At 49.4% G+C, this 563-nt stretch carries 1 protein-coding gene; it reads left to right on the forward strand.

Annotation, left to right across the window (positions count from 1 at the left end; genetic code table 11):
• Positions 1-268 precede the first annotated feature (268 nt).
• Positions 269-563, forward strand: a 295-nt coding sequence (locus ACTHS3_RS16625) for a class I tRNA ligase family protein (RefSeq protein WP_440368590.1), incomplete at its 3' end; no start/stop codon positions are given.

Genomic DNA, 563 nt, shown 5'->3' on the forward strand with positions numbered 1-563 from the left:
CATCGTCGCTAGCGCTGCGGGCAACACCAACGGTTTCGTAAAAATCTTTATTGCTCTTAATTTTGATAGTGTTAAGAATGAATTCAAACTGGGTGGGATATGTGGGCGAGTATCAAAAACTCAAGTCAGTATTTTCAAGGCCGTCTGAAATTGTGCTTTTCCGACATCCAAACATTCAGACGGCCTTTGTCAAACCGACAGGCCCGACAACCTGCTATAATCCCATCTTTATTTTTTCCAACGTTTTCAAGCGAAAAACAGAATGACCATGCAAGAACATTACCAACCCGCCGCCATTGAGCCTGCGGCGCAGAAAAAATGGGACGACGAGCGTATTTTCAACGTCTCCGAAGACGCTTCCAAACCCAAATACTACTGCCTCTCCATGTTCCCCTACCCCAGCGGCAAGCTGCACATGGGGCATGTGCGCAACTACACCATCGGCGACGTATTGAGCCGCTTCAAACGCTTAAACGGCTTCAACGTCATGCAGCCTATGGGTTGGGACGCGTTTGGTATGCCTGCGGAAAACGCGGCGATGAAAAACAACGTCGCCCCCGCCG

This window comes from Neisseria sp. P0009.S007 (assembly GCF_051962515.1).